Here is a 19,142-nt window from a genome sequence, read left to right on the forward strand (position 1 = left end):
TCGTGGCTGTTTTTTATAGGTATCTAGGAAAAACCTTAGCACCTTAGCATCTCAGAACCTTAGTGCCTTTTAGAAACTATATGCCGCTCCAAAAATAACTCTTCCTACTTCGTCAGGAGATTTAAAATAAGAGATTCTAGCTGTTAAAACATTGATTGCATTCAGCCAAAGACCGCCGCCGTAATCCTGATGCCATTTTCTTGAATTTTCGCCATCAAGCCAGATTCTTCCGTAATCAAAGCCGCCTAAAATTCCGTAAGTCAAAGGAGCAACCGTACGTTCGATTTTACCAAGACTTAATCGAAGATCAGAGCTTTGAGAGAAATACGAATTACCTAAAAAGCGATCGTTTCTATACCCTCTTAAATCAGTGTCGCCTCCTAAAGCAGCGCCTTGATAAAACTCATAATTGTTATTTAAAATGGCTTTTCCTTTAACATAAGTCGCTAAAACTAGTTTTCCGTTATGATCGATTTTATGAGTAAAGCCTAAAAAACTTTCCAATGTTGGAAAATTTTGTTTCGTGTCACTCAAATTTGTTGTCCAAGTAGCGGCTATCATAAACGCTATACCTAAAGTTGGTTTTGCAGCGAAATCAGAATTTTTAAATTGATATTTCACCTTCAAACCTCCAAAAGTCTGGCTGTCAAATACCATTGGGTTTACGATATTTGGAATATCAATATATCTGTTTTCGGTTTCTTCAACTGTCATTTTCTGAAAAATAGGCTGAAAACTGAATTCACTTCCGTATCGTCCAACGTGTCTAATAGCACCTGATACATTAAATTTTCGAATACGGACTCTGTTGTAATCCATTCCAAATTCCTCGTCATTGTTCTGACTTTCGTTTCCATATCCAAAATAGTTCATGGCAAAATTTGGAGTTGTGTACTGCGATTCAACATCAATAACCCATTTACCCAGTAATCCAGGGAAATGTGCGGCATAATTAAATTCTAAACCGCCAGTAGCAAAATAGTAAAAACCATTTAATACATGTTTTTGTGTATAAGGATTTTGTTTAAAATTGTTCACGGTGTAATTTACATTAAAACCTAATTTTACACCGTCATCAGGATTGTATCCAATATTTGGCAGACCAGAAATTACATTGTATTTTGGTTTTTCGTAATTGTATAAGTTAACATCGTAATCGTCAGTTAACTGAGTTTGGGTTTTTGAGTCTAAGTTATACGTGTTTTCTTTTGATTTGAAATCGTAAACAATAACTTTTCGTCCGTTTTCAATATTATAAACATCATTATTTTGACCACCAATTAAACGAATTTTAACGTTCGATTTATGATCGCCTTTTACTTCAAAAACATCATTGTCATCTAAACCATAAATCCATAAATTTTTGGTTTTAGCATCACTTATCATTTTTGTGTATTGTAATTCGTCGCCATCTTTCTTCATTCTGATAACCTGAAGTTCAATTTTGTTTTTGGCAATGTGATTCAAAACAAATTTGTCTTTTTTATCAGTTCCCGCAATCATAATTGTTTTACTTAAAACATCAGAATAGCGTATTGCATATTTTTGAAGTTCTTTTTTTCTGCTTTTTAGCTTTTGCTTAATTTCTTCAATCGTCTCATCCTGAACCTCTTTTGGTAAATTTTTAAAAGCATTATCAATATCACTGTCAGATAAATTTTCTTGAATAAATTTTGCCTGCTCAATCCAGTCTTTTTCTTCAGCCGTTTTTAAAAATGCCAAATCTAAAGGATAAGGTTCTCTGTTAAGCCATTTTACATTGTCGATTGAACTTTTAAAAGTACGCATATGGCGCAATGCAGGAATATTCATTAAAAGCGAAAGTAAAGTCCCGTCATATTTTACAAATGCCTGATCACGATCTCTCGGAATTGGTTTATAAATTATTTTTCCGTCTTTTTTGTGTTCGCCCCAACGCCATTGATCACTGTGTCTGTCCCAGTCGCCAATCAGCATATCAAACAAACGCGCTTTTATATATTCTTTTTCATCAACAGCATATTTTTCATCTTTATGAAGATTAGCCATCATATCGGCAGTACTTATTATATCACTTGGATTTCCGAAGTTTTTAGCATCAATATGATTGTCGGCAGGTCTTTCTTCTACCATATACAATCCATCACCAAAACTTGCATTAAATTCTTTTAAGCCATTTTGTCTAGGAATATAGTATAAAACAGGATTAGTATGCGATAATCCTATTTTATCTGATAAATTGCCAATTGCAAAACTGGTATACGGGTGAGATGTAGTGTAAAAATCTAATAAGAAATTCTCTGCGTAAGTATCGGCAAAATCGTTTACAACATATTGATCTTTAAAAGCTACTGACTGTAAAAATGCTGTAGCGCTTTTTTTCATAGCGCGCATTACATATTCACGGCCTTTTGGATCTGACATTCTAAGGGAAACAGATTGATGACCGCCGCCTTCTCGAATAGGTTTTAATCCTCCCATTAAAGTATCTACTGTAGCGGTTTTTACTTCGATTGGCATACTGTAATATTTTCTATAATGCTGTCCGAACAAGAATTTATGAAAGAAACTTTTTTCAGTCATTTTCGGCGGATAGATCGAAGTCGTAATTTTTGGAGGGAAGTTATTCGGAATATCTGCCGCCCAGTTAATTTCTTTAGCTTTGATTATTTCGCGTTCAAAAAGCAGTTTTTCTTTATTGTTTTCATTTCCATAAAAAGAAACTTTAGCATCGCCGCTTTTAAACAAGGTTAAAGTTGCGTAACCATTTCCTCCATACGAGAAATCGTAAGGATTTACAGCTCTGGCAGCTTCAGATTTTGATCCGGCTCCACTGATAATCTGCTGAATATTTTCTTTACTTATGTATTGCAGGTTGTGATCGTGTCCAGAAACAACAATCACATTTTTCTGCTTCTGTAACAGCGTTTTAATTCTTTTGGTGTAAATGGTATATTGCTTATTCTGAATATCCTGCGGACTTACACCAGATGTTTTTCGAAGTAAATTGATAAAAGATCCAATAATTGGAAGCGGAATTTTATTCTCAAGAGGAAATAATTGTTTTTCCATAGAGAATTGTCCGCCGTGTGTTCCATTGCTCAATAAAGGATGATGAATTGCAAGAACAACTGTTTTTTCTTGATTTTTATTTAAAATACTTTCCAGCTCATCAAAAAAATCTTCTCTTGTTTTTATAGAACAATTGTCGTTGATAGTGGGATGATCGTCCCAGTTTTCTAAAAACCATTCACTATCAACGGTTACTAACGTTGTAGTGCTGTCAATTTTTACGCCTTCAATAGGGCATGATTTTCTTGGTAAAAAAGCTTTTTTGTCATTTAAATAATTAGTTACAAAATCAGCTTGACGTTCTAATCCTTTTATACCGCTGTACCAATCGTGATTGCCGGGAATGAAAATAGTTTTTCCCTTAAATCCCTTAGTTAGTTTTAATTGATTGGTAAGTTTAGTTTCTGCAAGTGCTTTATCATCAGGGTTTTTATCACTCGGAAAACCTTTTGGATAAATATTGTCTCCTAAAAACAGTAAAGTTGATTTTTTACCGGCTTTTTTTAATTTTTGATGTAATAGTTCCAGTGTTTGTTGTGCTTGTTCTTCATCAGCATTTCCTGCATCTCCAACAAGATAAAATGTTTGGGCAATTTTTATGGTATCAGTTGCGTTTTCTGTTTCGTTGGCGCTTACATTTTTTCCGTATTGAGGTTTATGCGTTGCGCAAGAGCTGATTAATATAAGAGTGGTAATTGCTAATAAATAGTTTTTAATCTTAGCAATGAAATGATTTTCCAAAAACAATTTCATAATTTAGTGGTATAAAAATATTCTTTATGAATCTAATAGATCAATCCGAAGATTTCGTCAGTAATTTACTCAAAGATAAACTTTCTAATTTATATTCTTACCATAATTTTAACCATACATTAACTGTTGTTACTGCGGTTAAAGAACTATGTAAGAAAGAAGAAGTAAGTGATAGTGATAAAGAAGTTCTTATAATTGCGGCTTGGTTTCACGATACAGGTTATGTACATGGTTATGATAATCATGAGAAAGAGAGTGTGAAAATTGCAACTGCTTTTTTGAAAGAAAAAGGACAATCGGAAGAGTTTATCGCAGCTGTTGCCGATTTGATTTTGGCAACACAGAAAGAATACGTTCCTAAAACGCATTTAGAAAAAATTATTAAAGATGCAGATTATGCACATCTTATGGGAACGGAATACGTTACAACTTGCGAGCTGCTGCGTTTAGAGCTTAAAAATACTGGAAAAATATCGTTCTCAAATGCGGAATGGGCTAAAGAGAATTTGAATTTTTTATTGAATAAACACCGTTTTTACACGGATTACGCACTTAGAAAATGGCAGCCGCTTAAAGAGAAAAATTTAGTTCTTATTCGAAAAAAAATAGATAAACAAGAATTAAAAGCTGCCGAAGCAATAGAGGAGGAGAATAAAAAGAAAGAAAAACTCGAAAAACCAGATCGCGGTATCGATACTCTATTTCGTGTTACTCTTGGGAATCATACACGTTTAAGCGGTATTGCTGATAGTAAAGCTAATATTCTGTTATCTGTTAATGCTATTATTATTTCGATTGCACTTTCGTCTATTATTCCAAAATTAGACAGTCCAAAAAATGCACATTTGGTATTGCCCACATTCATTATGTTGATTTCAAGTGTGGTTACTATTATTTTTGCCATACTTTCTACACGTCCAAAAGTAACCTCTGGTTTTTTTACGCGTGCTGATGTTGAAGAGAAAAAAGTGAATTTAATGTTCTTTGGGAATTTTTATAAAATGCCTCTTGAAGATTATGACTGGGCTATGAATGAAATGATGAAAGACCGAGATTATTTGTACTCAACAATGATTAAAGATTTATATTACCTAGGATTGGTTTTACAGCGAAAGTACAACTTACTGCGTATAGCCTACAATTTTTTCATGGTAGGCATAATTATTACGGTAATTGCGTTTGTAATCGCTTTTAAATCGATTTAATTTTAAGTACATATTTAAACGTTTGATCTGCGGTTCAATATTAGTCAAAGAAAAAGCTCAACTAATTTAGTTGAGCTCATCTAGTAAATCCTGATAGGTTATTTTTTTTACCTCTGAATTCGAAGTATTATTAATGACTTTTACTCGAATAGCTCTTAAACCCGAAACGCCTTGAAGATCTTCGACTTCGAATTGTTCGATTGCTGGCTCAAGAACTTTCGTGTGCTGCAGGTATTTAATATATTTTAAATACTCAGCTTCTTCGCTGTTTTGCGAATACACGATTGTTATTTTTTCCTTTTCAGTAATACGTTCGTTAGTTCCTTTGATATTTGCTTTATCAATTCGTTTTTTAACAACCTCATATCTGGCATTATAAGTTCCGTCAACATCAAAACGTTTTTCATCCATTCTAAAACGTATAGAAAGCGGAGAACTAAATACCAAGATCAACGAAGTAACATCTAATTCGTATGGCAGTGATTCTTTTAGCTGATGATGCGCCAATTCCATTTCACATAACGTTTGCAGCTGCCACAAACGCAAATTATGCAGATACATTATATCAAACGGTTTTGTTGGTGCAATCGAAGCTCCAATATATAAGTTATGTTCTACGCCGTCAGTTTTAAAACGCTCATAATAATGCGGATAGATTTGCTGCGCCTCGATTTGCTTTTTATCTAGAACAGAAGCTAATCTTTTATTGATAATCGACATCGCATTGTCGAACTTCTTTCTTTCCTGATAAAACATTCCTGTTTTTTCATCCAGAGTTTCAAAGTACAATTCTTCCAATTTTACATTTTTAGCATTGTCCTTTGTGTTTTTCAATATCGGATGAATTTCTTCTTCTATATAGCGCTGAATATGTTGTTCAGTATCTGCTTTCAAAGGAAATTCTAACTCGTCTCGAAGCGATTCTAGTTCAAATTTTCTCTGCTCTAAAAGAACCAAATTAGAGTTGGGTTTTTGATTATTAAAAATTTCTAATAGTGCTGTAAGCTGATTTTGAAGATCTATTTTTACAGTTTCATTTCGATGTTCAGATGAACTTTTAATATCAATTTGTCCGTATAACGGGAATACATTTTTAAACACAATCTCTTTAAAAATATAGTCTTTTGTATGATTTATATTTTGAAAGTAATTTTGAGATTCTTTCTTGAATTTCCAATAAACACTTGGATGAATTGTTGTATACTCACGCTGAATAATGGCTTCAACCTGATGCTGCATATCGGTATTATAGCGATCAATTGTATCTGTTAAGTACGGCAAAACTAATTCCAGTTTTGTAGCGTTTACGCTGTTTAGTTCTCTTGCATTTTCAGAAACTAGTTCGACTACACCCAATAAATGACCGTCTTTTATAACCGGAGCAAAAACACAGCTTTGAATTCCTTGTTTTAATAAATGTTCACCAAGTTTTTTGTTTGAAGAATCTTCGATGAATTTTTTAACATTAGAAATAACAAGCGGTTCTTTTTTGTCTAATAAATTTTCAAAAGAACATCCAAAAAAAGCATTTTTACAATCTACTTCCTGATCTGATTTTAATAAAAAACTGGTAAGCTGATTGTCAAATTTTATTGGTCTGATGAATTTTTCTTCTTCGGGATTGTAGATTATAAACCCCACTTTTAAATTCGAAATTTTAAAGATCGATTTAAAAATGTTTTCAATTATTTCTGTCGAAGCAACTCTTGTAGTTTCGGGTTTTAATAAATTACTTTTTAGGTTCGAAATAGCACTTTCGGTCGTTGCATCAAACAAAGAAACAATGCCAAAACCTTTAAGAATCCAGCTTCCTTTAGGGAATTTAGATTTCCATAAATCAATATCATTATAATTATCAATAAGAAGATCGATATCGTCTTGTGTTAAATGTATTGCTTTTTCTGTTGGAGTAATTTCCATAAAATCGGCATTATACAAAATTCTATAATGCTTTTCTATGCCGTTTTCGTCTGGAATATCATAGAAAAATGGTCTGTTGAAATCGAGATTTTGTTTGTAGTAATCGCCTAAAATCAAACAGCAATTGTTGATGTAAAATTGATGTTCATCAAAATCACGAATTTCCATATAAAATTCGTCGCCGGCGTTACGTAAAATTTTCTTGAAACGTTCGGTATAATTGAACGAAACGTTTTGAAAAGGAATTGTAATTGCCTTTATCTCGTTATGCGTAAGTGCAGTTGGAAATAAATCAGCAACTAGATTTTTGATTAAATCTTCGTTATTTTTAATAATAGAGTAGTCGTGAATTCCGGTTCTAAATTCCGGATATGCTTCAACCTCTTTTAAAATGGCTTTAGCATAATTAGATCGATAATCAACATCAGATAAAGCAATTTCTTCAAAAGATTCAATCAGCTTATGAAATGAGATTATCGTTTCGAAAGGACTTTCGTTGTGTAAAAGACGATCCATCTGTTTTGGTTTTAAAACACAAAATTAAGCATAAATTAAGAATCTTTAGCATTTTGCGATTTCTTTCGTTTATAGTACTATCGAGTTTAATTGATATTTTAAAAAGAAAAACTTTTATAACGTAAAACTGTCAATAAAAAACGGCAGTTACAAATTGCAACTGCCGTTTTTCTTTTTAAGTAAGTAATAGAAAATGAATAACTCTTAGCTTTTTTCTTCTTTATTGAAGTAAACTAAGTAGTAATACATTTGTTTTTCTTCATCCCAGCCTTTTTCAACAAATTTTTCTGCACTTTCAGGATTGATAAAATCCATTTTAATCTGAATATGTGTATCTAGATTAATAACGTTTTTAATCGATTTTCTAGCGTCAGAAACTGCTGCATTTGCAATTGGGAATGAGGTTACATCTTCGATGCTGTATTTTTCTCCTTTATCAACTTTATAGTTTTTGAATTCAGGAATTAAGTCAGGATTGTCAAGTACTTCATTCAAGAAATTTTGTTCTTCAAACTGATCGTTTTTAGCGAAGTAATTCACAGAACGGTTCATGAACATAACTTCTTCTTTTTTATCTTCTGCTGGTAAAACAACATCTTTTGCGAAGTTTTGACAGAATTTCAAGTACTTTTTAGTAATGAAGTTTTCATCTTCAAAAGCATCAACAGATAAAAAGTGCTCTAACCAATAACGCGCATCATAACGGTTGCTGTCTACAGTCAGGATTTTATATCCTTCTTCTTTTTTATAATTAAAAATCAAACATCCTTTGTCTAATTTACTCAAGTTGATCCCTTGTTGTAAAATCATTTCAAGATTGCTGTCTTTTTCTTCAAATTGTAAAAAGTCAGCCTGTAACTCACTTTTAAAAATTCCGATAGCATCAACTACATTATTATCGATACTTAAATTGGTTAAGTACGTAACATAAACCTCTCCGTTTTTAATATGCGGATGGTTAGACTGCTCGTATAAATGTTTTGTGATTTTTTTTGAAACTTCCTGAACATTCCCAGGATTATCAAAAATTTCAGAAGCATACTTAAACATATCATTGTAATCCAAATCTACTTCGTGAGCAAACTGATAATAGTTTTCTTCCTTTTCTCTAAAAGGTTTAAAGAAATACTCTTTTATCAAAGGCACAATTTCGTCATTTAAATTAAAGGGCTGTTCTGATAAAAAAATAGCTTCGTTACGGCTTTTGTTTCCTACGCGGTGTATCGAAAGCGTCTCGATGTGAGTGTTGAATAAGTTGATCATGTATTTATTTAGGTTCAGAGAAGCAAAGGTTCAAAGGAACAAAGGTTAGTTTCTATCTTTTATTTTTCTGATAAAAGAACTTAACATTCGTTCTATTTCTCTGCTTTCTCCATTTACTTTATTGAATTGGTGCTCGGTTATATATTTTAAATTGAATGAAATTTCAAGTTGAGTCTGCATTTCAAACAATGATGAAATTGAGATGTTTAAAAACCTCAAATAATCATTATTTCCATCTCTGCCGTATCCCTCAGCAATATTACTTGGTATTGAAATGGAGCATCTTCTAATTTGTGAAGATAAACCATAAATTTCTTCTTTAGGGAATGAATTTGTTATTTGGTAAATTTCAGTTACCAAATTCATAGATTTTTGCCAGATTAAAAGATCTCTAAAAGTTTTCATTTTTACAATTGAGAATTAAGTGTAAAAATAATAAAAAACTTACAAATTAAAATTGCAAAATTTTAAAGAAAACCTTTGTGCCTTTGTCTCTCTGTACCTTTGAACCTCAAAAAAACTAATTCCAATTCTCCTCAAATCCAAAATCTTCAAAGCTGTCATCGCCTTCAAACATATCTAGATCGTCTTCGTCTAGATCGTCTTCAAATTCGCCGTAGATATCGTCGTGCATATCAGCTTCAAAATTTTTCTCGCCAGAATCATCAGGCATTTCTCCATGAGAGAATAAAGTTTCTGGGTAAACAGCTCCAACAGATTGATCTTCAATAGCAGCCAATTCAACTAAGAAAGTCCACATATGAATGAAATCGTAAACATAAATGATTTTGGTGTTTTCTTTATCTAAGATAGAAGATAATGGATAATCGCCCATAGTTCTTTGCTCACCAGGAACATCGCCAGTATCAAAAAGCGGAATTTCATCTTCTTGATTCCAAGTTTCATCGCAGGTGTAGAACGAAGCTACTTCCATTCCGTCAAAACCAAAAGCGTTGAAGATTGCATTGTGTAAATCTTCAAGAGTATCTTCTTCAAGAATAGCAATGTCTCTAAAAATATCTTCTTCGGCGTCTAGAATTACTCTAAATTTATAAACCATAATCTTTGTTTTTATTGAGAGGTCAAAGGTAAAATATAAAAAACAAAATACGAATTGTGAATTACGATTTGTTGAAAAGATTTTAAACTGCTGTTTTTTTGTGATTTAGTGTGTTTGATGAATTTGCCCAATTTTCAGAATCGTTTAGTTTTCAAAGATTCCTAAAATTATAGCTGCAAGTTCATGAAAACAGTACCGGAACAGTTGAAGCAATTACTGCTTACCAGTTAATCTCTTTTTGATTTTATGATAATGTTTATGGTATGTGCTGTGGCTGGGATAACTTCTGCTTGATGTCATATTATTAAAAAGTAGAGCAGTCAAAAGTAAAATAAGTGTTCCCACAAGAACCGGCGAAACCACATAAAAATATCCCAAAGCCTTAATTTTGTCTGAACCAATAATAGCAATCAGAGCTGTTGCGCCTCCTGGCGGGTGCAGAGTTTTAGTAATCTGCATGAAAATTATTGCCAGCGAAACGGCCAAAGGTGCCGCAATCCAAATAATATCTGGTGCTAGTTTATGAACTGTAACGCCTATAAAAGCCGAAATTACGTGTCCGCCAACTAAATTCCTTGGCTGAGAAAATGGACTTTGAATAATTCCGTAAACCAAAACGCTCGAAGCTCCAAAAGAACCAATCAAGTAAACAGCATCATTTCCTGTAAAATGTATCGATTGTACATAAGCTAAAATCCCAATCCCAACAAATGATCCGAGAAATGACCAAAAATGCTCTTTGTAGTCAATTAAAGTTTCTTTATAAAGAATATAACGAGTTTTGCGATAGCTTCTTTTAATTCTTGGAGTGGGCATAATTATTTAATGTTTGTTTATTTTATAAGAAGGGTTAAAAATTAGTATTTAAATCTGTGAGATTTGTGAGTTGGTTTCGGAACTGTTATTTTGTTAAACTTGGGGCATACGTATAAACAGTATGCGGATAAATCATTTTTGCGGTGTATTTAGAAATTAGACACACGACAAGAATTGGTAAAAACAACGTATAATCGTTTGTTAAACCGCATACTAAAAATATTGCTGTAAAAGGGGCATGAATACTCGCGCTTAATACCGCAGCCATACCAATAATCATAAAGTTTACTGGAATTACATGCAGATTGAAAAAGGTGTTTAAAACCGATGCAAGCAATAATCCTAAAAAGGCACCGATAAAAAGACTTGGTGCAAAAACGCCGCCGTCTCCGCCAGAAGCTAATGTAATAGAGGTAACGATAGGTTTTAGAATTAAAACACCAATAAAGGTTAAAGCTAATGTCAGGGTTAAGGGGATTTCTGTCGAATTTCCAAAAATACTTTTTATGGCATGATAGCCTTCTCCATACAATTGTGGAAAAACAAATAATGAGATGCTTAAAACTACAGAGCCTATAAGGATTTTATAATAATGCGTATCTATTTTTCCAAATTGAGATTTAAAAAACAATACACATCGTGTTAAATACACAGAATTCATCCCAGCTAAAATTCCTAAAAGAATAAAATACGGAATCGCTTTTAAATGCCAAGTTGTAATAGAAACGGCAAATAAAGGTTCTTCTTTTAAAATTGAAAGTAAACCAAATGCAATAGAAACAGCAATTACATTTGAAATAATAAATGCACGTGTTACTTTTCTTGAAATAACTTCAAAAGCAAACAGAATTCCTGCTATTGGACTACTGAAAAGAGCAGTAACACCAGCAGCAACACCTGCACAAATTAATTCTGTTTTGTATTGACGGAAGACATTTTCTTTTTCATGAGCAACAGATCCAATTGTCGCTGTAGCTACAACTGTAGAAACCTCTATTCCTGTTGATCCGCCAAAAATAACCGTGATTAAACCGTTTATAAAATGTGATGGAATTTTATAAGAAGGAAGATTCTTTTTAGTTTTTGTACTTTCAAAAACTTCTTTGATTCCTTTATTTTCTTTTTTCTTAAAGAGATATTGTCTCAGGAAATAAATTACAGACAATCCGAAAACTGGAAAAATAATATAGAATATTGGATGAACCGATACTTCATGAAAGAAGATTTCCTCGTAATATTCAGTGATTTTTTTAAGTGAAATTCCCAAAAAGGCTGATAAAAAGCCAATTAAAACAGATACAATAACTAATTTTCGGAATTTGATAAATTGATGATTTTTTTTGATTTTCGCCGTTTTGTTCATCAGAAGTAAGTCGCAGCTTTTTTATGCGGATTACAAAATTAAGCATCAAAATCGGTTTTTAATAGAAAATCTTCAATATAGTGTGTTAAAATGTATATAAACAAGAAAATTCTTTCAGTGCGTTTTTCTTTGTATATCGCTTGTTTATGTGCAAAGGTACAAAGCAGCAAAGGTTCAAAGTTTTCTCATTTTGTGTTATTTTCGAACGATAAATCACATGTGAATTGACAAAAATTGCTTTTTACTTGCTTAGTTTCTAGTGTGATTTCTCGTTCCTCGAAATGACATAAAAGAAGTAATAACCTCTGTTCCTTTGAGCCTCTGTATCTTTGAACCTTAGTTTCTATCTCTCATAAAACTCAATTGGCAATAAATCAGGATCAGCAATAAAAGTAAAACGTTTTTCAGTCGTTTCATCTATTCTGATAGGTTCTGCTTCTATGTTTTTTGAAGTTAAGAAAGCTATAGTTTCTTCTAAATTAATTACTTCAAATGCCAAGTGTCGTAATCCAACTGCCTCTGGTCTCGATGGACGCTGCGGCGGATTTGGGAAAGAGAATAGTTCTACTACATAAATGCCATTTAATGCCAAATCAAGTTTATACGATTGGCGTTCTTCACGATAGATTTCTCTAATAATGGTAAGTCCTAAAACTTCGGTATAAAAAGTTTTAGATTTTTGATAATCCGAGCATAAAATGGCAATATGATGGATTTTGTTTAAGGTAAGCATTAGTTTTTTTGTTGAGGTTCTTGATTTAATTTTCGAATTACTTTAGCAGGATTTCCAACGGCAAGAGAATTATCAGGAATATCTTTTGCAACAACAGATCCCGCGCCAATAACACAGCCTTTACCAATTGTTACACCAGGACAAATAACAGAGTTTCCGCCAATCCAGCAATCGTCGCCAATTGTAATTGGTTCTGCGTTTTCTAAAGATTTTCTCAATTCTGCATCAAGCGGATGAGTTGCAGTGTAGATTTGAACATTTGGTGCAAAAAAAACATTTGATCCAATATTTACTGGACAACTATCAAGAACAACACAGTTAACATTAAAATAAACATTGTCCCCACAAGTTATATTATATCCATAATCGCAATGAAAAGGTGGTTCGATATAAAAATTACTGCCAGAATTAGGAATTAACTCTTTTAAAATTTCTTTTGCTTTTTTGGTCAAGCGGTATTCTTTTACATTCAATGTATGTAATAAGATTTTTGCTTTTCGGCGGTCTTTTACTAAAACAGGATCTCCTGGTAAGTAATATTCTCCCGCAATCATTTTTTCTTTTTCTGTTTTCATATAAAGAGATTACATTTTAGTCTTGGCAATTTTTTCGTGAATTTTTACTGTTTCCTGCAAAGCCGCACTCGAATACCACGGTGTTAATTCGGCTTCAAGCAAATTGGCTTTAATGGCAGGATCTGTTGCAACAAGAGCTTTTGCTTCGTCAACAGTTTCTACATTAAAAATATAAATTCCACGATAATTTCGATCATTTTTCATAAAAGGACCGGCAACAACGAGTTTTCCTTCTTTGGCTAGTTTGTTGATATTTGCCATATGACCTTCAAATAATTTTTTGGTTTCTTCTTTTGAAGCCGTTTTGTTTGTTCCTGATTTCAATAAACAGAAAACATATTTTTTCATTCCATATTCATCTGCATTCAACGATTTGGCTAAATTTTCATCAAATTTAACTTCCGTTTCCTGAGCGAATCCAATTGCATTTATTAGTAAGAAAGCGAATAAAAAGAAAGAGTTTTTCATAACACTGTTTTTAAAGAAGTTTTTTCAAAATAACAATCTGCCCTAAATGATAAACATCGTGCTGAATAATGCCGTGTATATGTTCGTAGAACGTGTGATTGTTCGCAGCATATATTTTTGCCAGATCAGCATCGTCGAAATCTTCAAAAAAGGAATTCCACGATTCTTGTGATTTAGCCAAATTTTGAAGTGACTGCTCCCAAGCGGCTTCAGACGGATCTAAAACGGGAACAAAATAATTATGATCCGGCGTGATGATCGTTTCTCCCTGAACGCGTTTTAAAATGTTTCTTCTCCATTGTATCAGGTGATTTACAATTTCCCAAATCGTGTTCAAATTAGGATTTGTTTTCTTATAAGCCTGTTCGGCACTTACATTTTCTAAAGTACGTGCTAGAGTAACCTCCAGCCATGGATTTCCATTATAAATGGATTGATATAGATTTGAAATTCTCTTGCTTTCTGACATAATTGATAGTTTTGCAATTCAAAGCTAATATACAAATAAAGTAAATTACAACTCAGTCATAAATTTCTACAGTTCAGTTATTATATATTTTTTAACGCTGAATGTTAAAATACATTTGCTTCAACAAAAACCAATGTTATGAAAACCAAGTTATTTTTTACAAGTATTTTTTTACTTTTTACTGTTTTTATTTTCGCTCAAAATACGATTTCTGGAAAAGTGATTGACCAAAAAGGAAGGCCGGTTCAAGGCGCTAATATTTACCTAGACGGAACATACGACGGAGCAACTAGCTCTGCAACGGGTGAGTTTTCTTTTGAAACAAGTGCGACTGGAAATCAATTTCTTGTAGTGAGTTTTTTGCTTTTTGAAACCTACAAGAAAGAAATTGATGTAACGAATTATAAAGAGCAAACGGTTAAACTTAGAGAAAATATAAATACACTTGATGCTGTTGTAATCACAGCAGGAACTTTAGAATCTGGAGATAAAGCGAGAGTTTCGGTTTTAAAACCTTTAGATATTGTAACAACAGCTGGTTCAGCTGGAAATATAATTGCTGCTTTGCAGACTTTACCAGGAACACAATCTGTTGGTGAAGACGGGCGTTTGTTCGTTCGTGGTGGAGAAGCAAACGAAACGCAGACTTTTGTAGACGGAATTAGAGTTGCACAGCCTTATGGAGCGACAACAAATAATTTGCCAACTCGAAGCCGATTTTCTCCTTTTTTGTTTAGCGGAATCTCTTTTTCGACTGGAGGTTATTCTGCAGAATATGGTGAAGCATTATCAAGTGTTTTACTTTTAAATACGCAGGACGAAGTAGATCATAATAAAACAGATATTGGTTTAATGACTGTAGGTCTGAGTTTAGGACATACTCAAAAAATGAAAAAAAGCTCGTTGAGTGTAAATATGGCTTACATAAACTTAGCGCCATATCAGGCGGTGATTCCTCAAAATGTAGATTGGAATAATCCGTATCAGTCTCTTGGAGGTGAAACAGTTTACAGATATAATTTTACAAATGGAATCTTTAAACTTTATGCCGCTTTTGATTCGGAGAAATTCGATTTAAATCAGAAAAATATCAATTTCGAGAATCCTATCAGAACAGATTTGAATAACAATAATTTTTATTTGAATTCTTCTTACAAGGGAACTTTTGGAACTGGATGGCAGTTAACAACAGGAATAAGCTACGGATACAGTAAAAACAAAACAAAATATGATATAAATGATATTGATGCTGATGAAAATGCGGCACAATTGAAATTGAAGTTTGGTAAAAAAGTTTCGAATTATTTTAAAGTATCTTTTGGAGCGGATTATTTCATTACAAAATTCGATGAAAATTTTAATGACAATATTTCAATCGATGTTACAAACGGATATGATTCAAACATCTTTGCAGCTTATACAGAAGGAGATATTTTATTTTCTAAAAGGTTAGCAATGAAAGTTGGTTTAAGATATTCGAACAATAGTTTGCTAAATGAAAATAATATTGCGCCAAGAGCTTCAATAGCTTACAAGTTTTCAAAAACAAGCCAGCTTTCATTTGCTTATGGAGATTTTTCGCAGACACCGGTTGTAGATTATATTAAATACTCAAAATACCATCAGTTTGAAAGTGAAAAAGCAAGTCATTATATTTTGAATTATCAATTTACAAAACCGGGACAGATTTTTAGAGCAGATCTTTATTATAAAGATTATAGAAATTTAGTTCAATATGATACAAAAGATATTAGATACAATTCAGTCTTCAATAATGACGGTTCAGGTTATGCAAAAGGTTTAGAATTATATTGGAGAGACAGTAATTTGTACAAAAACTTAGAATATTGGATTTCGTATTCTTATATCGATTCTGAGCGACAATACAAGAATTTTCCAACAATGGCTGTGCCAAGTTTTATTGCAAATCATACTTTATCTGTAGTAACAAAATATTTTATTACAGATTGGAAATCACAAATAGGTTTTACAAACAATTATAGTTCAGGACGCCCATATAACGACCCAAATCAGACACAATTTATGAGCGGAAAAACAAAATCATACAATAGTTTGAGTTTCAACTGGGCGTATATATTAACAACACAAAAAATCCTTTATTTTTCTGTTTCGAACGTTTTAGGAACACAGAATGTTTTTGGATATGATTATGCAAAATTACCAGATCCAAATGGAGTATATCAAAGACAAGCCGTAGTGCCAACCGCAGATCGATTTTTCTTTTTAGGCTTCTTTTGGACCATCAGCCAAAATAAAAATGAGAATCAGTTGAAGAATTTGTAGTTCGTGGTATAGATGCTAAGCTGCTAAGGTTCTGAGCTGCTAAGAAAAAAAAAACTTAGAACCTTAGCATCTCAGAACCTCAGAATCTTAATAAGAAACAATTCAGCAGCAAAAATCAACAACTCAGTATCATTTAATTTTAAAACAGTAAAATCCAATATACTTTTGAAGTATAATTAACAAGTTGCTAAGGTTCTAAGTAAGAAAAGCTTAGAATCTAAAAAAACAAAAGAGTTTTAATCATCAATAAGAAAAAATTAGAACCTTAGCAGCTCAGCCCCGATAGCTATCGGGGTAGAATCTAAAAAAAACAACCTTAAAAAAAAGAAATCATGACCAAGATTATTACCATTATCACATTATTTATCTGCAGCTTATTATCTGCACAAACACAGTTTGAACAAGGAATGACAAAAGCTTTCGGGCTTTGGAAAGAAGGAAAAAATGCGGATGCTTCGGCATTGTTTGAAAGAATTGCAGCGGCCGAAAAAAATAGTTATCTGCCTAATTATTATGTAGCTTTAATTAACACGACATCGGCTTTTGGTGAAAAAGATAAAACCAAAATTGATTTGTTATTGACAAAAGCGCAAGATGCTGTTGATGCTGAAATGTTAAAAGATCTAAACAATTCAGAGTTGTACGTAATGCAGGCTTTAATTTACACAGCTTATGTAGCGTCTGATCCAATGACAAACGGAATGAAATATTCGGCTAAAGTAATGGAAGCTTATGCAACTGCTAAAGCACTAGATCCAAACAATCCGAGAGCTGTTTTCGGTGAGGCTGATTATCAACTGGGAGGAGCGAAATGGACTGGGGTTGATACAAAACCACTTTGTGAACAAGTTAACAGATCTATCGAACTTTTTGGTACTTTTAAGCCTGAAACGCCTTTTTCTCCTAAATGGGGTTTAGAAAGAGCGTTGGAAATTCAAAAAACCTGTAAATAAAAAATAGTAATAAATTAAGTTAATTATAATGAAAGACCATAGAAATGCATTTGCTGATTTGAAAAGTGGAACCATAGTGTGTTTCAAGATTTCTATGATCTTTACAGTAATATTCTGCGCTCTTTTAGGTACTGATTTAAATGTAAAAAATGTTGTACTAACATTTCTTTTAAGCTGTCTTTATTCGTTTGGACTTGGTTTTGGAAATGGTTTTATAAGCGTTCTCTTAGATCGAAAATGGGATTGGCTGGAACAGACTAATTTAAGAGTATATTACGGAATTTTAGTAACTGTTTTATATACAGTTCCTGCAGTGTTAGGAATTAATTATATCATTTTTGTTGTCGTTCAGAAGCTTCCTATAGATCAGTTTTTTGGCAATCGAATGATTTGGAATCACGTTTTTTATATTGTTTTATCGTTTGGAGTTTCTACTTTCATGCAAGCCAGAAGTTTTATGGTAAAATGGAAACAAGCTTCTAAAATTGAAATAACGCAGCAAAAAATTATTGCAGGAACGGCAAATGCACAATTTGAGAGTTTAAAAAATCAGATCGATCCACATTTTCTTTTTAACAGCTTAAATGTTTTAAGTTCCTTGATCGAAGAAAATCCTGATAATGCACAGCGTTTTACGACTTCTTTGTCAAAAATTTACCGCTATGTTTTAGAGCAGAAGGACAAAGAATTGGTTTCTGTAGAAGATGAGTTATCATTTGCAAAAACCTATATGAATCTGTTGAAAATGCGTTTTGAGAATAGTTTATTCTACGAATTGCCAGTCGAGAACATAAATCCGGATGCAAAAGTAGTTCCGCTTTCATTACAGCTATTGCTTGAAAATACGGTAAAACATAATGTTGTAAGTGAGCAAAAACCGCTTCATATTCGAATTTTTATTGACGGTGATTACTTAGCAATTCAAAATGATCTTCAGAAAAAAGAAGTTCTTCAGGATAGGCAGGGAGTTGGATTACAGAATATTGTAAATCGATATGCAATTGTGACCAACAGAAATGTGATGATCGAACAAGATGAGAAAAATTTCACGGTTAAGATTCCAATTTTAACAAAACAAATTAACGTTATGGAAACAAATGCAGATTATAACGATGAAACTAAAGCTTATTTTAGGGCTAAAAAAAGAGTAGAAGAATTAAAAGGGTTTTACGGAAATGTAATTTCATATTGCTGTGTAATCCCAATATTAGCTTTTGTTAATTTAAGATATTCACCAGGATTTCAATGGTTTTGGTTTTCAGCTTTGGGCTGGGGATTTGGAGTTGTAATGCATGCTTTTAAAGTATATGGCTACAGCACAGGTTGGGAGGAAAGAAAGATTAGAGAGATTTTAGAGAAAGAAAAAAACAAGCAAACTTGGAAATAATCATGAAGCCAAATTATACAGAAGCGGAACGCTATTACCAGGCTCAAAAAAAAGTAAAAGAAATTAGAGGATTTTACGAGCATTTGACTGTTTTTATTTTCGTAACCATAGTTTTAGTTGTTATCAACCTTGTGACTTCGCCAGAATATTTATGGTTCATTTGGTGTATTGGAGGCTGGGGGATAGGAGTGGTTTTTCATGGATTGAAAGTTTTTGGATACTCGCCGTTTTTTAATAAAGAATGGGAAGAACGAAAGATTCAAGAGATTTTAGGAAAAGAAAAAAACCAAAAAACTTCAAGCTAAA

At 32.7% G+C, this 19,142-nt stretch carries 16 protein-coding genes; 5 read left to right on the forward strand and 11 right to left on the reverse strand.

Annotated elements, in window-relative coordinates:
- Positions 1-69: 69 nt before the first annotated feature.
- The gene (locus tag B0A75_RS03865; RefSeq protein WP_089052967.1) at positions 70-3,804 is read right to left on the reverse strand and encodes a metallophosphoesterase; all 3,735 of its coding nucleotides are present in this window, start codon (positions 3,802-3,804) and stop codon (positions 70-72) included.
- 26 nt (positions 3,805-3,830) lie between these two features.
- Here B0A75_RS03865 and B0A75_RS03870 point away from each other — a divergent pair, with 26 nt between their 5' ends.
- Complete coding sequence (locus B0A75_RS03870; protein ID WP_089052968.1) at positions 3,831-5,009, forward strand: Pycsar system effector family protein; 1,179 nt, start codon at positions 3,831-3,833, stop codon at positions 5,007-5,009.
- Between the two features lie 66 nt (positions 5,010-5,075).
- On the opposite strand, the gene B0A75_RS03875 is transcribed toward B0A75_RS03870, so the two are convergent.
- The 10 genes from B0A75_RS03875 to B0A75_RS03920 all read right to left on the reverse strand — a co-directional run bounded on the left by B0A75_RS03875 (position 5,076) and on the right by B0A75_RS03920 (position 14,192).
- Positions 5,076-7,445 (reverse strand): GAF domain-containing protein, encoded by a 2,370-nt coding sequence (locus tag B0A75_RS03875; RefSeq protein WP_089052969.1) that lies wholly within the window; start codon positions 7,443-7,445, stop codon positions 5,076-5,078.
- A gap of 204 nt (positions 7,446-7,649) precedes the next feature.
- Complete coding sequence (locus B0A75_RS03880; protein ID WP_089052970.1) at positions 7,650-8,708, reverse strand: nucleoid-associated protein; 1,059 nt, start codon at positions 8,706-8,708, stop codon at positions 7,650-7,652.
- Between the two features lie 45 nt (positions 8,709-8,753).
- Positions 8,754-9,113, reverse strand: a complete 360-nt coding sequence (locus B0A75_RS03885) for a four helix bundle protein (RefSeq protein WP_089052971.1) — start codon at positions 9,111-9,113, stop codon at positions 8,754-8,756.
- Positions 9,114-9,228: 115 nt separating this feature from the next.
- On the reverse strand, positions 9,229-9,768 hold the full coding sequence (locus B0A75_RS03890; RefSeq protein WP_089052972.1) for an IS1096 element passenger TnpR family protein: 540 nt from the start codon (positions 9,766-9,768) through the stop codon (positions 9,229-9,231).
- Positions 9,769-9,981: 213 nt separating this feature from the next.
- Positions 9,982-10,584: an HPP family protein gene (locus tag B0A75_RS03895; protein WP_089052973.1), complete on the reverse strand. Its 603-nt coding sequence runs from the start codon at positions 10,582-10,584 to the stop codon at positions 9,982-9,984.
- An 85-nt stretch (positions 10,585-10,669) separates the two neighbouring features.
- Entirely contained in the window at positions 10,670-11,947 is a 1,278-nt protein-coding gene (locus tag B0A75_RS03900) for a chloride channel protein (RefSeq protein WP_089052974.1), read from the reverse strand.
- A gap of 343 nt (positions 11,948-12,290) precedes the next feature.
- Positions 12,291-12,680 (reverse strand): SMU1112c/YaeR family gloxylase I-like metalloprotein, encoded by a 390-nt coding sequence (gene gloA2 / locus B0A75_RS03905; RefSeq protein WP_089052975.1) that lies wholly within the window; start codon positions 12,678-12,680, stop codon positions 12,291-12,293.
- Positions 12,680-13,255, reverse strand: coding sequence for a sugar O-acetyltransferase (locus tag B0A75_RS03910; protein ID WP_089052976.1), 576 nt, complete (start codon positions 13,253-13,255; stop codon positions 12,680-12,682). Before B0A75_RS03910 ends, gloA2 begins: the two co-directional genes overlap by 1 nt.
- 9 nt (positions 13,256-13,264) lie before the next feature.
- Positions 13,265-13,723, reverse strand: a complete 459-nt coding sequence (locus B0A75_RS03915; protein WP_089052977.1) for a YciI family protein — start codon at positions 13,721-13,723, stop codon at positions 13,265-13,267.
- A gap of 10 nt (positions 13,724-13,733) precedes the next feature.
- Entirely contained in the window at positions 13,734-14,192 is a 459-nt protein-coding gene (locus tag B0A75_RS03920; protein WP_089052978.1) for a DinB family protein, read from the reverse strand.
- Positions 14,193-14,330: 138 nt separating this feature from the next.
- On the opposite strand from B0A75_RS03920, the gene B0A75_RS03925 reads away from it, so the two are divergent.
- The 4 genes from B0A75_RS03925 (at position 14,331) to B0A75_RS03940 (ending at position 19,141) form a co-directional block, all read left to right on the forward strand.
- A complete protein-coding gene (locus tag B0A75_RS03925) occupies positions 14,331-16,496 on the forward strand; it encodes a TonB-dependent receptor (RefSeq protein WP_089052979.1) in 2,166 nt (721 codons plus the stop codon).
- Between the two features lie 332 nt (positions 16,497-16,828).
- Positions 16,829-17,449 carry a hypothetical protein gene (locus tag B0A75_RS03930; RefSeq protein WP_089052980.1) on the forward strand — a complete coding sequence of 207 codons (621 nt, stop codon included), beginning with the start codon at positions 16,829-16,831 and terminating at the stop codon, positions 17,447-17,449.
- A 28-nt stretch (positions 17,450-17,477) separates the two neighbouring features.
- Positions 17,478-18,836 (forward strand): histidine kinase, encoded by a 1,359-nt coding sequence (locus tag B0A75_RS03935; RefSeq protein ID WP_089052981.1) that lies wholly within the window; start codon positions 17,478-17,480, stop codon positions 18,834-18,836.
- A gap of 2 nt (positions 18,837-18,838) precedes the next feature.
- A complete protein-coding gene (locus B0A75_RS03940) occupies positions 18,839-19,141 on the forward strand; it encodes a 2TM domain-containing protein (protein WP_089052982.1) in 303 nt (100 codons plus the stop codon).
- Position 19,142 lies beyond the last annotated feature (1 nt).

Origin of the sequence: Flavobacterium oncorhynchi, assembly GCF_002217355.1 — a bacterium.
GTDB classification, from domain to species: domain Bacteria; phylum Bacteroidota; class Bacteroidia; order Flavobacteriales; family Flavobacteriaceae; genus Flavobacterium; species Flavobacterium oncorhynchi.

Excerpts from the sequence above, each read along its gene's own strand:
- B0A75_RS03910 (WP_089052976.1), bottom strand. The coding sequence starts at position 13,255 with ATGAAAACAGAAAAAGAAAAAATGATTGCGGGAGAATATTACTTACCA.
- B0A75_RS03920 (WP_089052978.1), bottom strand. The coding sequence starts at position 14,192 with ATGTCAGAAAGCAAGAGAATTTCAAATCTATATCAATCCATTTATAAT.
- B0A75_RS03935 (WP_089052981.1), top strand. The coding sequence starts at position 17,478 with ATGAAAGACCATAGAAATGCATTTGCTGATTTGAAAAGTGGAACCATA.
- B0A75_RS03875 (WP_089052969.1), bottom strand. The coding sequence starts at position 7,445 with ATGGATCGTCTTTTACACAACGAAAGTCCTTTCGAAACGATAATCTCA.
- B0A75_RS03885 (WP_089052971.1), bottom strand. The coding sequence starts at position 9,113 with ATGAAAACTTTTAGAGATCTTTTAATCTGGCAAAAATCTATGAATTTG.
- B0A75_RS03890 (WP_089052972.1), bottom strand. The coding sequence starts at position 9,768 with ATGGTTTATAAATTTAGAGTAATTCTAGACGCCGAAGAAGATATTTTT.
- gloA2 (WP_089052975.1), bottom strand. The coding sequence starts at position 12,680 with ATGCTTACCTTAAACAAAATCCATCATATTGCCATTTTATGCTCGGAT.
- B0A75_RS03870 (WP_089052968.1), top strand. The coding sequence starts at position 3,831 with ATGAATCTAATAGATCAATCCGAAGATTTCGTCAGTAATTTACTCAAA.
- B0A75_RS03880 (WP_089052970.1), bottom strand. The coding sequence starts at position 8,708 with ATGATCAACTTATTCAACACTCACATCGAGACGCTTTCGATACACCGC.
- B0A75_RS03925 (WP_089052979.1), top strand. The coding sequence starts at position 14,331 with ATGAAAACCAAGTTATTTTTTACAAGTATTTTTTTACTTTTTACTGTT.
- B0A75_RS03930 (WP_089052980.1), top strand. The coding sequence starts at position 16,829 with ATGACCAAGATTATTACCATTATCACATTATTTATCTGCAGCTTATTA.
- B0A75_RS03895 (WP_089052973.1), bottom strand. The coding sequence starts at position 10,584 with ATGCCCACTCCAAGAATTAAAAGAAGCTATCGCAAAACTCGTTATATT.
- B0A75_RS03915 (WP_089052977.1), bottom strand. The coding sequence starts at position 13,723 with ATGAAAAACTCTTTCTTTTTATTCGCTTTCTTACTAATAAATGCAATT.
- B0A75_RS03940 (WP_089052982.1), top strand. The coding sequence starts at position 18,839 with ATGAAGCCAAATTATACAGAAGCGGAACGCTATTACCAGGCTCAAAAA.
- B0A75_RS03865 (WP_089052967.1), bottom strand. The coding sequence starts at position 3,804 with ATGAAATTGTTTTTGGAAAATCATTTCATTGCTAAGATTAAAAACTAT.
- B0A75_RS03900 (WP_089052974.1), bottom strand. The coding sequence starts at position 11,947 with ATGAACAAAACGGCGAAAATCAAAAAAAATCATCAATTTATCAAATTC.